This window comes from Pedobacter sp., assembly GCF_045628745.1.
Lineage (GTDB): Bacteria > Bacteroidota > Bacteroidia > Sphingobacteriales > Sphingobacteriaceae > Pedobacter.
Window position 1 is genome coordinate 1 of the sequence record NZ_JAZQPU010000494.1, and the last position, 12568, is coordinate 12568.

Annotated in this window: 11 protein-coding genes; 3 read left to right on the plus strand and 8 right to left on the minus strand. The window is 40.6% G+C overall.

The genetic code is table 11. From position 1 onward, the window contains the following. A partial coding sequence (locus ACR2F7_RS18000; RefSeq protein WP_432714917.1) for a PepSY-associated TM helix domain-containing protein occupies nt 1-792 on the minus strand: 792 nt, incomplete at its 3' end. 1 nt (nt 793) lies between these two features. Then, complete coding sequence (locus ACR2F7_RS18005; RefSeq protein ID WP_432714918.1) at nt 794-3001, minus strand: TonB-dependent siderophore receptor; 2208 nt, start codon at nt 2999-3001, stop codon at nt 794-796. Nucleotides 3002-3163: 162 nt separating this feature from the next. On the opposite strand from ACR2F7_RS18005, the gene ACR2F7_RS18010 reads away from it, so the two are divergent. Continuing rightward, nucleotides 3164-3526: a GlcG/HbpS family heme-binding protein gene (locus ACR2F7_RS18010; RefSeq protein WP_432714919.1), complete on the plus strand. Its 363-nt coding sequence runs from the start codon at nt 3164-3166 to the stop codon at nt 3524-3526. On the opposite strand, the gene ACR2F7_RS18015 is transcribed toward ACR2F7_RS18010, so the two are convergent. Genes ACR2F7_RS18015 through ACR2F7_RS18030 form a run of 4 tightly spaced genes read right to left on the minus strand, consistent with a single transcriptional unit; the run spans nt 3424 to nt 6572 of the window. After that, nucleotides 3424-4746 carry an MFS transporter gene (locus ACR2F7_RS18015; RefSeq protein ID WP_432714920.1) on the minus strand — a complete coding sequence of 441 codons (1323 nt, stop codon included), beginning with the start codon at nt 4744-4746 and terminating at the stop codon, nt 3424-3426. The two genes, ACR2F7_RS18010 and ACR2F7_RS18015, sit on opposite strands and share 103 nt — an antisense overlap. Nucleotides 4747-4755: 9 nt before the next feature. Next, on the minus strand, nt 4756-5328 hold the full coding sequence (locus tag ACR2F7_RS18020; protein ID WP_432714921.1) for a pentapeptide repeat-containing protein: 573 nt from the start codon (nt 5326-5328) through the stop codon (nt 4756-4758). 47 nt (nt 5329-5375) lie between these two features. Beyond that, nucleotides 5376-5606 carry a hypothetical protein gene (locus ACR2F7_RS18025; protein WP_432714922.1) on the minus strand — a complete coding sequence of 77 codons (231 nt, stop codon included), beginning with the start codon at nt 5604-5606 and terminating at the stop codon, nt 5376-5378. Between the two features lie 60 nt (nt 5607-5666). After that, nucleotides 5667-6572, minus strand: coding sequence for a DUF5996 family protein (locus ACR2F7_RS18030; protein WP_432714923.1), 906 nt, complete (start codon nt 6570-6572; stop codon nt 5667-5669). Between the two features lie 231 nt (nt 6573-6803). On the opposite strand from ACR2F7_RS18030, the gene ACR2F7_RS18035 reads away from it, so the two are divergent. Further along, nucleotides 6804-7217, plus strand: coding sequence for a rhodanese-like domain-containing protein (locus tag ACR2F7_RS18035; RefSeq protein WP_432714924.1), 414 nt, complete (start codon nt 6804-6806; stop codon nt 7215-7217). Between the two features lie 63 nt (nt 7218-7280). On the opposite strand, the gene ACR2F7_RS18040 is transcribed toward ACR2F7_RS18035, so the two are convergent. Together ACR2F7_RS18040 and ACR2F7_RS18045 are read right to left on the minus strand one after the other, a co-directional pair. Further along, the gene (locus ACR2F7_RS18040; RefSeq protein WP_432714925.1) at nt 7281-8792 is read right to left on the minus strand and encodes a RagB/SusD family nutrient uptake outer membrane protein; all 1512 of its coding nucleotides are present in this window, start codon (nt 8790-8792) and stop codon (nt 7281-7283) included. Between the two features lie 17 nt (nt 8793-8809). Beyond that, a complete protein-coding gene (locus ACR2F7_RS18045) occupies nt 8810-11839 on the minus strand; it encodes a SusC/RagA family TonB-linked outer membrane protein (protein ID WP_432714926.1) in 3030 nt (1009 codons plus the stop codon). A 330-nt stretch (nt 11840-12169) separates the two neighbouring features. Between ACR2F7_RS18045 and ACR2F7_RS18050 the strand changes: the two genes are divergently transcribed. After that, on the plus strand, nt 12170-12568 hold a 399-nt coding region (locus ACR2F7_RS18050; protein WP_432714927.1), incomplete at its 3' end, for a 3-keto-disaccharide hydrolase.

Sequence of the window (12568 nt, forward strand, 5' to 3'; positions counted from 1 at the left end):
GAAATGAGGGTCAGCTTTAATATAGCGCTGCCACAAAACATCAGCCGCAGCAGCATTGGTGGGCAAGGGCTGCTTAGCATTAACGGCGGAATAGGTTTCTTCAAAGGGCACAAGTTGTTTACCTCCTGAGCTCATAAAATATACAGAATTTGCGAACCACTGAAAGCCCATCACCATGCCACTGAGGGCAATAAAGATGACTACCCAGGTCATGTAAAAGCCTAAAACATTGTGCAGGTCATAGTTGACCCTCTTCCATTTGGCATTCCATTTAATGCTGAAACGCTTTTTGCTGGCTGCTTTATTTTTTGGCCACCATAAAACTAAGCCCGAAATCAATAGCACCACAAAAATTAACGTTGCACTCGTTAAAATAAGCTGACCGCCATGTTCAGGAAGCCATAAGTAATAATGCCCGTTAATGATAAACCGGAAGAAATCGGCATTCATGTCTTTCACCTTCGTCACTTCACCAGTATACTGGTTAACGAAAACTATATAATAATAGGCATCTACAAGGTCAAAGTACACAACTTGTGCGTTTCTTCCACTTTGATAAGCTATGCTGTGAACCTTTTTACCGGTCAGCGCCTGGTCGGCAATACGCTTCAATTGCGTAGGTGCAAGCTGCGCAGTGTTTTGCACCGTATTGAAGCGATAGGGTTGTGTAAGGTCTTCAATTTCTCTTTGAAAAGCCAGGATGCAACCTGTCATACCAAGAAAAAATACGAGTAGCCCGGATATTAACCCGAGCCACAAGTGTAAAAATCTAACCGTTTTCTTAAAAGTCATCTTAAAATCTATAATTTAGACTTAATCTATAATTACGCGGGGCTTCTACCTGCCATGAATAATAGGCTGGGCTTGCATAGCTTTCATAACTACCGTTATAAAGATATTTATCTAGGATATTGAAGACGTTTGCGGTTAGCCTAATTTTTCCGGATTCCCAGAAAGCGCCACCATCCAGGCGGAAGTAATCAGGAATATCAGCAATGCCATTATGTCCACCCCAGGTATAGCTATCACGGTCAACCTGATAAGTGAAACCAGCAGAGATACCTGTTCCTTTCAACACACCATCTTGTAACTGGTAACTTAACCAGGTATTGATATTGTGTTTAGCAAAACCCGGTATACGATCGCCGGGAGCGATGGCATTTTCGGGGATGCCTGCAGTAACACTTTTAACTTTGGAATCTGTATAGGCATAGTTGGCAATAACAGAAAAACCATTAAACACCTCTCCCTTAAGGTCAAACTCCAGCCCTTTGGCTTCACTTTGTCCTAGAATGACAGAGAAGGTTTCCGTACCTGTATTGGTAGGATCACTGGTTAACTCATTATTTTTAAGAATACGATATATACTAAGTGTAGTATTCCATTTACCGTTAAACCAATCTTTCTTCAAGCCAAACTCTAAGTTGTTACCGGTGATGGGTTTAATACTGCCGCCAGTTCTTAAGAAACCGGCCTGAGGTACGAAGGACTGGTCATAAAGTGCATAAGCGGATGTAGTGGAATCAATAGTAACACTTAAGCCTATACGTGGTGTTACACGCTTGGCAGTTTCATCGGCACCGCCATAGCTGGATTGTTTAACATAGGTAAAGCGACCGGCAAGGGTTAAACGCAATCGATTTTCAAAGAAACCAAGTTCATCCTGCAAGTACAAGCCTGTATAACTTTGATCAATGGTACCGCCAGCACCTGCTCTTTGAGCCAATGGAGTAGTACGATCCCATACGGGGTAACCATTGGCAGGACTTTGATATTGAGGGTTTGATGGATTAAAAGGACTGCTGGCAAGGTCTAAATCATGATACTGACCCCAATCGGCAAGGTAATCTTTACTTCCAAGGTCTAGGCCACCTAAAATGCGGTGTTTCACCTTCCCTGTGCTCACATAACCGTTTAAATACACTTGTGCAAAGCGAGAAATATTACTGGCATCCCAAATGCTGGCATTCCTGATCATGGTATTGTCGGCATTCACTACTGTAGGCCATAAATTTGCTCCCGACTGCTTGTAATTAAAATACGCTACCTGTGCAGTAATTTTCCAGTCTGCGTTAATGTCATGCTGCAGGTTTAAAAACAAACTATGGTCGTCGATGTTCGTTGGCTCTAAACCAGGATCTGTGGTTGTAAAGTTACGATCTAACACACCATAGCCGGTTTGTGAAAAGGAATAGACAGAGCCTAAATCAGACATTTTAGCATGCTGATAGGTATATTCTGCTGTTAAAATCGTTTGGTCGTCGAACCTGTAACTAATTACAGGTGCAATGGAATACCTGTCGTTAAATTCATCATCACGGAAAGACTTTTTGTTCTGCCCCATCAGGTTTAGACGGTAGAGCAGTTTACCCGATTTGTCGAAGCGGCCATCTAAATCTAAGGTACTTCGATAAAGATCATAACTTCCCATGGTGAAACTCGCTTCACCACCAAAATCTCTTCCGGTAGGCTTTTTGGTGACCACATTATAAATACCGCTAGGTTCGCCGTTACTCATTAAAAATCCTGCCGGCCCCTTTACAAATTCTATATGGTCTACAAAACTCATGTCTTCACTCAATGGGCCCCATGTTGAGGTAACGTTAACCCCATTTCTAAAGGCCGACATTCTGGATCCGCGTGCATTGACACGGGTATATAAATCTGCCCAGTGCGTTAAGCGGGTTAAACCACTCACATTTTTAATTAAACCATCGGCCATACTGATTACCTGCTGATCCGCAAGGACCTGTGAATTGATGACCTGAATATTTTGAGATGCCTCTAAAAGTGGCTCGTTAAGACGTAAAGACGGTGATGGCTGCTTCGTATTATACTTGTTCTTTTTTCCGGTAACAATAACCTCTTTTAACTTTTGACTTTCTTTAACCTGTGAGGAGTCAGTATTTTTTTTAACGGGGACTTCTTGAGCAAAAGCAGCGGTATGGAGCACTAAGAAGAGATTGAATATCACCAATCTGTTACGTACTTTTCTTTTCATATTCAGGTTGCTATTTAAAATGATTCTAAATTAAAGGCAAAGAAAAGCTAAAGTTTTATCTTCTGCAACTTATTTTGAATAATTCTAAATAAGATCATTGAATTTAATTACATTTTAAAACAAACTGATTAATAGATGGTTACACAACAAACATTCAAACAGATGAGGTTACATTTAGCACAAGCCGAGCAAATTACTGCAGCAGCCAAAGATAAAGCACTTGAAATTGGGGTACCGATGAACATCGCTATTGTTGATGAGGGCGCAAATTTAGTGTCTTTTATACGCATGGATAATGCATGGCTAGGCTCCATAGATATATCCATAAAAAAGGCAAAAAAAGCACGCTTTTTCGATATGGATTCTGGAGAAATTGGAAAACTCTCGCAGCCTGGCGGACCGCTTTACCAAATTGAGCATGCTTACCTTGGATTGATCACCTTTCCTGGCGGAGTTTTACTCAGAGACAACAGTGGTGAAATTGTTGAGGCTATAGGTGTTTCTGGTGGTGCTGCTTCTTTCTGAGCTTTTAAAAGCTTTTCTTTCTTTAAATAGATAAACCTGAAAAGCAAGGCACCAATAAATAAAGTAATGATACCCTGAATCATGACCGTATTGGGGGTGCCAATCTGTTCGGAGAGCAGTCCTATGAGCAAGCCTCCAAGGGGTTGCATGCCAAAAAAAGCCATTGCATAAAAGCTGATGACCCTCCCACGCATGTTTGGGTCTACTGTTGTTTGTATAAGGGTATTGCTGATGGTAATTTGCGACATCATGCCGAAACCAGACATTGCAGCAAAAACGAGAGCGACAGGATAATAAGTGCTATGAGAAAACAAAACCAGTCCTAAGCCAAATATCAAGGTATTGGTGGCTAAAATCATTTTCAGGTTTCGCCCTGCTTTAAGGGAGGCCAGAAAAATAGCACCTACGAAGGCACCTAGTCCTATTACACTGTCTATGACTCCAAAAGTAGAAGCTGTGCCTTTAAAGATGTCTTTAGCGTATACAGGAATCAGTGTGCTAAAAGGCAATACCAATAAACTTACCAGGGCAAGCATCACCAAAATAAAAGCGATGGAAGGCGTTTGTCTGATGTAAACAAATCCTTCCTTTAACTCTCCGATGATATTTTTTGTGCGGCTTTTAGCAATATAGATTGGCAGTTTCATCAGCATCAGGGAACCGATAACGGCTATAAAACTTAAAGCATTCAAGCCAAAGCATACCTTTTCTCCAAATTGTTCTAAGGCTAAACCCGCAATACCAGGTCCTATTAACCGCGACAAGTTGACCATAGAAGAATTTAGGGCAAGTGCGTTGGGTAAATCTTTTTTGTCTTCTACCATTTCATAGACCAGACTTTGCCTGGCGGGCACATCAAAAGCATTAATCAATCCTAAAAGTGCACTTAAGGCAATAATCTCCCAGACTGCAAAATCCTGAAAAATGATGACCGCCGTTAACAGCAGCGCCTGGATCATGGAAGCAATTTGCGTTGTCAATAAGACTTTATACCTGTCATATCGATCAGAGACCACGCCACCAAGGAAGGAAAAAATAAATGAGGGGAACAGGCTGGCGAACAAAGTTAACCCCAACATGAATTGCGAGTGGGTATGGGAATAGATGACCCAGGAGACAGCTGTTTTTTGCATCCATGTCCCAATCAGTGAAATAGACTGCCCCGTAAAATACAACCTGTAATTACGGCTTTTAAATGCACTGAAAGTACTGATCTCCATTAGTAAGGCTTAAACTATTTTAATCTTATGTTTATTCAGGAGACCCGCCAGCCCTTCTAAAGAAAAACTAGCATTCTTCATGATGTTCAACTCCGGGTCTATAGAAAAGTTAAAGGCGGTGGAGAAATTAACACCCGTTAAATCGCAGTTACTAAATACAGAACCTAAGAGGTCTGTTTGCTGGAATAAAGATCCGCCAAGGTTGCTTTGTGTAAAACTGACTTCTTTAAGGGATGTTTTAACAAAAGCTGTTTTAAGCATCTTCTTCCCTGCAAAAGAGGCGTAATCTAAAATGCAGGATTCAAAATCTACTGTGAATAGGAAATCGTGACATTCACTGAAATTAACTCCCAGGATTTTGCAGTTCTTAAATTCAATATGGTTTAAGGAAGTACCCCGCAACTTCATCATCGATAAATTACAGGAATTGAAAGTGCAGTCCATAAATTTATTATTGGAAAAGTCACTATCTGTAAAATCACAGTGGTTAAAAGTACAATCATGAAACTCCTTTCCCTTAATTGTCTGATCGGCATAAATGATCTTATCAAAGGTTTTGTTTTCGTGTAAAGCCTGGTCCATATTATTTTTTGATGAACTCAAAGGTACGCTAAATCTGCCATTTCCATTTAGTGGCGCAATTCCTGGTGCATCACTATTGCTTCGCGGATGGCATTTAATAAAGGTAAATCAAGTTCACAATTGATGGTTTTACACTTTTCGTGGTCATTGCCATCAATTTCTATCGTTCCAACTTTAGTTTCCTGATTGTAAATCTCGTATTGGCGGTTGCCCAATGTTTTGATGTCATAATAATACCCTAAGCCATCTTTTGCTATTTCGATTTTGAATTGTTCCATGCTGTCTACATTTTATTAAAAATAACACCATGGGTACTTTATTGTTTTGTTAGCTTTTCACTACAATAATTCGCGGTTCCACTTGCCATATATTGCGGCTGCGCGATAAGTGGTGTGTAGAAATTGTAGCAACGCATATTGTCCGGAAGCTGAAGTTTGAACCGCAGCATAAGGCATAATGTACTCTTTCAACAATGGATGATAAAAGGCAGCATCGGGATTGATAGCCGCGGTTTTATAGCCTTCAGGTTCGGGGTAGACATAACTATAAAAAGCAGCCTCTGGGAAAGTTTCATTGCCAGGCCAAAAGCCAAAGTTGGCCACTTCTCTGTTATAGGCATCTTCAGCTACCCAATCTGGCAAACCGGGAATACCTCCAGGATGTTTTGGAGCTGCCTCACCTGAAAACAGACCCAGGGCAAGATCGAAACTTCCCCAAAAGAAGAGAATAGGGCTTGTTTTGCCTCTAAATTCACTTCGAAATTGCTGGAAAACGTCTTGTATTTTCAATAGGGCTAGGTGCAGGGCACTCACTTGCTCTATATCATAAACCGCGTGGAAATAGTCAAATTCAAAAGGAATAGGATCTAATATTTCTGAAGGCAAGGCACGAATGCGGAAATCTATAGCCAAATCCCTCATTAAACCTCGTATTTTATGGTAAAAATCGGAAACAGAAATGCCCTGTAAACTAAAGCCTCGCGTCTCTCCTTCACTGGTACTGATCAATAATTGATGGTTGACGAAATCCAGGTCTATTTGAAAATTCTTCTCGGCACTAGGAATGCTCAATGTCGTTAATCCTGTGATGGTAATGTGTAAGGCGACATGCCAGGAGTGGTTAATCCATGGAAGAGCACCCATTTTGATTTTCCCGATGATTTGCGTCCACATATGCAAAGTTTCATATGTTGTCTTGCCCTTTTCATAGGATAGAACCGGCCAATTGTTATCTTTTGTGATCATAATGTAGATTTACGAGGTGGGTGCTTTTAATTAAATTTACTCATTACCTTTGTAAATTAATAACTTATAAACTATTCCTTATTTGAGGAATTAATTTTAACTCATTGTTTCTTAAATAAATATATTATTACCTAACGCACAACCTGTCTTTTTTAGAGATCGTAGGTTGCTTACCTTATCTATTAAATTATGAATTTTTCAATAAAATGTTGTCTGACTTCCCTATTTATAATGGCTATATCGGTATTTACAGTAAATGCGCAGTCTTTAGGTAAAAAAGAATTCTGGCAAAAAAGCCAGCTTATGGAACCTGCAACACTTGTGGATTTATTAAAAGGGGCTGAAGCAAAAAGACCAATTATTTACAATATTGGTTTTGTAAGCGACATTCCAGGCGCTGAAAATTTAGGCGCTGCCAATGCCCAAAAAGGACTGGAACAATTAAAAAAAGCAGTACAGGATGTTCCAAAGGATAAACTGGTAGTGATCTATTGTGGCTGCTGCCCTTTTGAACATTGCCCTAACGTTTTACCAGCTTATACTTTGTTGAAAAGTCTGGGTTATAGCCAGGCAAAGGTTTTAAATTTGCCTACTAGTTTGAAAGCAGATTGGCTTAACAAAGGTTATCCTTTGAAAGCAAAATAAAAAAAGGTTACTAAAGCCGCTAACTTTAGTCAACCTTTTTAATCCTGTCATTGCTTAAAAGGATCAGTAGCCGCTATTTTGGATAAAATTGGTGTTGGTTAGCTGGTTATCTGGAATAGGAAACAGTAAGTATTTTGGATCGTCGGTTGGTTTTTCCTGCCATGGGGTTAAGAATTTACCGAAGCGAATCAAATCTTGCCTCCTCACTCCTTCCCAAAAGAATTCTCTACCACGCTCATCAAGCAGGTTATCAAGGTTTAGGGTTGCAAATGGCGTGGCTCCTCTGGATACACGGATGCTATTCACAATGGTTAATGCGGATCCAGCATTGCCTGTTCTTAATAGCGCTTCTGCTTTCATCATTAAAACATCTGCATAACGGTAATATACCCAGTCATTTTCAGCAAGGTTTGTCGCTGAGTTGGCATAGTCTATAGGATATTTGACAACGCGGATACCTGCAACTTCCAAATGATTAGGGTCCCTTTCAATGATACTTACTTCAGGTGTAAAAATAAGGTTATTGCCACGGCGGTCTTTTAGCGCAGCACCAGTTTGGTCAAACTGTTGTCCGATTAAAAAACCGACCCTAACGCCAGAAACATTTGTTACCCCTTCATAAGCACCTCCCCTGCGTTCATCACTCGCTTCAAACTTATTGTAAAAGTCTGAAAGAGTGGAGAAACCATTGTAGCCACTTGGATTTTGATTATAGTGTAAACCCGGTACCCAGATATCTTTTAGCCCCCCAGCATCTGAACCACCTATATTTTGAGCGGTAAAGATGTTCTCCTTAGACAAGGTGTTATTTCGGGGTGCAAAATTGTCAAAGTAATTTTCTGTAAGTGAGTATCTGCCTGAATTGATAATCTCATCTGCCAGGGAAATTACCTTTTGCATATCTGCAGGGTCGAAAGTTGGTGCCTGGCGGTTAAGAAAAGCACCTTTATTGAGGTGGCATTTCATCAGCAACATTTTAGCTGCATCTCTATTTGCATTATGAACAGGTGTTTCCGGTAATACAGGAATAATTTCCGTTAACTCGGCAATGAGGTAATCGATTTGTTCTTGTGCCTGCCTCACCTGGGATGCTTTTGTCACATCCTCACCTGGTTCACGATAAGGGACCTGACCCCAGCCATCTAAGATCGAGAACTGCGCAAAGGCACGTAAAAACCTGGCTTGAGCAGCCTGTAAGGGCGTAGGTTTGAAATTTAACACGTTAGTAGCAACATAACTAACACTGTTTAAATCCCTGAAGGTATCAGAAATCCGGGAATGATCAGGTGCCCATCTGTGTAAATGTAAAGCTCTCCAGGCACCATTATCATCCCAGTCGCCGGCTCTTGTAGGAACAATAGCCTCATCTGAAGGGAACTCCTGTAAGGACCACCAGCCCCATGGCCCCTGAAAAGGATTCCTCATAGCGGTGTAACTGGCATTTAATAACGCCGCAACATCGCCTGACGATATGCCCTGGTCGCCTACTTGTCCATGTAAATCTTCATCTAACTTTGTACAGCTTCCTACTGTTAAAAACAGTGCAAGGAAAGCTATGATATATCTATTTTTCATGTCAGTTTGTATTAAAATTAAAGGGAAAAGTTCACACCGAAATTGAATGTCCTGGCCTGTGGATAGGAAACATATTCAATACCTGCAGAGGGCACCCCATTACTGCTTTTATCAACATTTACTTCAGGGTCGAAACCTTTATATTTAGTAATGACAAAAAGATTCTGACCATTAATAAAAACATTGAGTGCTTTGATGGATCTACCTACATTTCCTAAATTGTAATTTATGGTCGCATTAGCCAGCTTAAAATAATTTCCGTTTTCTATATACCTTGAAGAAGAGGCGATTGGATTAGCGAGGGATTCCTGTATTGGAGAATTCACTAATTCTGCTGCAACATTTCTTCCTGTACCCAAATTGGCAATTGGTAATACGGAGTTGGCTGTATTGTTGTAGATATCCTGCCCTAAAGAACCGTTGAAATTTGCGGTTAAGCTTGCTTTTTTATACCTGAAAGTGGTACTTAAGCCTAAAATCACACTTGGATTTGGATTACCTACATAATAATAAGTATAGCCTTCATCAGTATAAGTAGAAAAACCCTGAGGATCCAATCCAATAAACTCTCTGGTGACCATGGCAAATAGAGGAAGGCCACTTTGAATCACTTCTAAAGTAACGCCACTTAATCCCTGACCACTTAGCGTACCGGTTTTAATAATCCCCACTAAATCTTCTACCTTATTGCTCAGGAAGGTTGCATTACCACCAATATTTAAGGACATATCCTCTCTTTCCATCACATTGCCATTCAAAGAGACTTCCAATCCTTTATTGATGATATGTGCTGGTAAATTAACCCAGGTTACTGCAACTCCGGTATTTGCTGGAACTAATGGAATTTGTGGGAACAACAAGTCGGTGGTATTTTTTCTGAAATAATCCAGGGAACCACTAATTTTATTGCCAAACAAGCTAAAGTCTGCACCTATGTTAGTCTGCTCATCTCTCTGCCATTTCAACATTGGGTTTGCGTTGTTTATGCCCACAAGGGATTGCTGCCCACTGGAATAAGTATAATCATAACGTGGCTGAGAACTTCCTGAAGGATATTCCTGATTACCAGTAATACCATAACCTACGCGGATTTTCAATTGATTTAACCACTCTACATCCGTCAGAAAACTTTCGTTTTTGATATTCCAGGCAGCGGCAAAAGAAGGGAAATAGCCATAACGGTTTTCTGAACCAAAACGCGTTGATCCGTCGGCCCTGAAAGTAGCCGTTAATAAATATTTACCAGCATAATTTAAGATGGCCCTGGCAAAAAAGGATTGCAGCTCTGTTGTGGGACTATTAGTAGAAGTAATGACCCGGTTTGCTGGTGCGGTAACCTGCATCACATCGGTATAATCTACGGGAACTTCGCCAAAGCCCTTAGAGGTACTACTTATGCCTTTGTTGACATAATTTGTATATTCATAGCCAACAATTGCATTTAGATTTAAGTTGCTGGCCACTTCTTTATCAAATGTCAGTGTATTGGTAAATTGGTGAGTAAGCAGTTCGTTGTTACTGACATTGGCATAACCACCAAGGAAATCACCATTAGCTTCAATGCCAGGTAAATTTAGATAACTGCGCGTAGAAGACCTTCTTACCCCAGAGCTATAGTTTAAACTCAACAGCATTCTGTATTGCAACCAGGGAGTGATTTTATAGAATGGCGAAAAAGAGCCCAGGATGGTGCTTATCTTAGCCTTGTCACTGCTGGCAGCAGACATAACCATAGGATTAATGGTGGTAGAGCCCCTTTCGATAAATAAACTTCCATCCGGATTCCACATTGGCCGTGTAGGATTCCATGATAATGCCTGACTTACTAAACTTCCGGTAAAACCAGCATCCGTTGTAATAGGAGCTATATTTTCAAGGTACTGGCTGCTGATCAGGTTCACGTCAAGTCCGAGGTTCTTGCTTTCCAAAAATTTAAAACTACCGTTAAAAGAGCCACTGTATTTAGTGAAATCAGTCTTAAGCAGAATTCCTTGTTGGTCCTGATAACCCAGGGACACACGATAAGTATTTCCGTCAGCGCCACCACCAATGCCTACAGAATAGTTTTGGTTGTATGCGGTTCTGGAAATCTCATCTATGGCATCTACATTGGCTCCGTAGTCCCCGGTAGTCTGTCCATATTTTGCAAGGGCAGCTCTATATTCATCACCATCTAAAATATCTATTTTTCGGGCCAGGTTACTGATACCTGTTGAAGCACTGATGTCCATTTTAGGCTCTCCACTTTTACCTCTTTTGGTAGTAATCAACACTACCCCATAAGCAGCACGTGATCCGTAAATTGCAGTTGCAGAAGCATCCTTCAACACTTCCATTGTTTCTATATCTGCAGGATTGATAAAGTTGAGTGGGTTACCCCCTGCTACAGTACCCACACCACCGCTGGCTGTTGGCCTTGCTGAGCCGCTTGGTAAAGCTACCCCATCTACAACATATAACGGTTGTCCGGTACCTGTAATGGCTGTATTACCTCTTATCCGTACTGTGGTTGATCCACCTGGCTGACCGCTGTTGTTGATCATCTGCACACCGGCCACTTTTCCCTGAATCAACTGGTCGGGGGCAATAAGTGGCCCTTTGTTGAAATTTTCTGCTTTAACTGTGGTGGCAGCACCCGTGAGGTCGCTTTTTCTTACTGATCCATATCCTACTACAGTCACCATTTCAAGGTCTGTTGAGGATACTAACCTGACATTAATTTGTGTTCTGTTATTGACAGGAACGGTTTGTGTTTGATAGCCCACATAGCTAATAGTGAGCTGATTCGCCGTTTCAGGAACGCTGATGGCAAATTTTCCTTCCGCGTCGGTAAGCACAGTAATCTTTGTGCCCGTAGCCATTACCGTAGCGCCTATTAAGGTATTATTGTCATTGTCACTGACAACACCCCTAATGATAACCTGAGCGAACGAAGTAAGACTTAATAGGATAAAAACAACACTACAGAGAACTATTCTTTGCAGCATTTTAAATTTGGGACTGCCTATACAGACACCCCATTCCGCTGGATGTAAAAACAAGTTCATAATTGGTTAAGATTAATGTTAAATATTCTTATTAAATATACATAATCCAATTATGATACATAAATTAGAACCAAATAAATTTTATATTATTCAGGAAGATATTTTTTATCTTTTTAGAGAACGCACTTAATTTTAGTGGAGGGGAGTATGATGAAAAAAACATTTATTTTCTTTAATATTCAGTGATTAGTTATCTATCTTCGAATGGTAAGAAGAATGACCAGAAGGAATGCCTGTAAAAACTATTATTTATCCTTCATGAGCAGCGCTCGTCAAAACACTTGATACTGCTCTTGAAAGCTTCATTAATTAAACTTAAATTACACCATTATGAAAATAAAAACAGCAATATTGACGACTTCCCTGTTATTGACTGGGATAGGCTTAGCACACGCACAGCAGGATGCTAAACATGAGGACACAGAATTTTACACCCCTGTACCAAAAGTTGTTATGCCCGGTACAACCTATAGCAATGCTCCATCTGATGCAATTGTACTTTTTGATGGCAAGAACCTGAACCAATGGGTAATGACGGATGACAGGACTCAGCCTGCGAAGTGGAAAGTTGATAAAGGCGTATTTACCGTAGACAAGAAAACAGGAAATATTGAGACTAAACAAGCTTTCAATAATTACCAATTACACCTGGAATGGCTTATCCCATCTTATATTACTGGAGAAGGACAAGCTAGAGGCAATAGCGGATTATTCCTTGCTTCCATTGGC

Coding starts and splice junctions, on each gene's coding strand:
- ACR2F7_RS18020 (WP_432714921.1), bottom strand. CDS start 5,328: ATGGACCAGGCTTTACACGAAAACAAAACCTTTGATAAGATCATTTAT.
- ACR2F7_RS18005 (WP_432714918.1), bottom strand. CDS start 3,001: ATGAAAAGAAAAGTACGTAACAGATTGGTGATATTCAATCTCTTCTTA.
- ACR2F7_RS18040 (WP_432714925.1), bottom strand. CDS start 8,792: ATGAAAAATAGATATATCATAGCTTTCCTTGCACTGTTTTTAACAGTA.
- ACR2F7_RS18035 (WP_432714924.1), top strand. CDS start 6,804: ATGGCTATATCGGTATTTACAGTAAATGCGCAGTCTTTAGGTAAAAAA.
- ACR2F7_RS18025 (WP_432714922.1), bottom strand. CDS start 5,606: ATGGAACAATTCAAAATCGAAATAGCAAAAGATGGCTTAGGGTATTAT.
- ACR2F7_RS18010 (WP_432714919.1), top strand. CDS start 3,164: ATGAGGTTACATTTAGCACAAGCCGAGCAAATTACTGCAGCAGCCAAA.
- ACR2F7_RS18015 (WP_432714920.1), bottom strand. CDS start 4,746: ATGGAGATCAGTACTTTCAGTGCATTTAAAAGCCGTAATTACAGGTTG.
- ACR2F7_RS18045 (WP_432714926.1), bottom strand. CDS start 11,839: ATGAACTTGTTTTTACATCCAGCGGAATGGGGTGTCTGTATAGGCAGT.
- ACR2F7_RS18030 (WP_432714923.1), bottom strand. CDS start 6,572: ATGATCACAAAAGATAACAATTGGCCGGTTCTATCCTATGAAAAGGGC.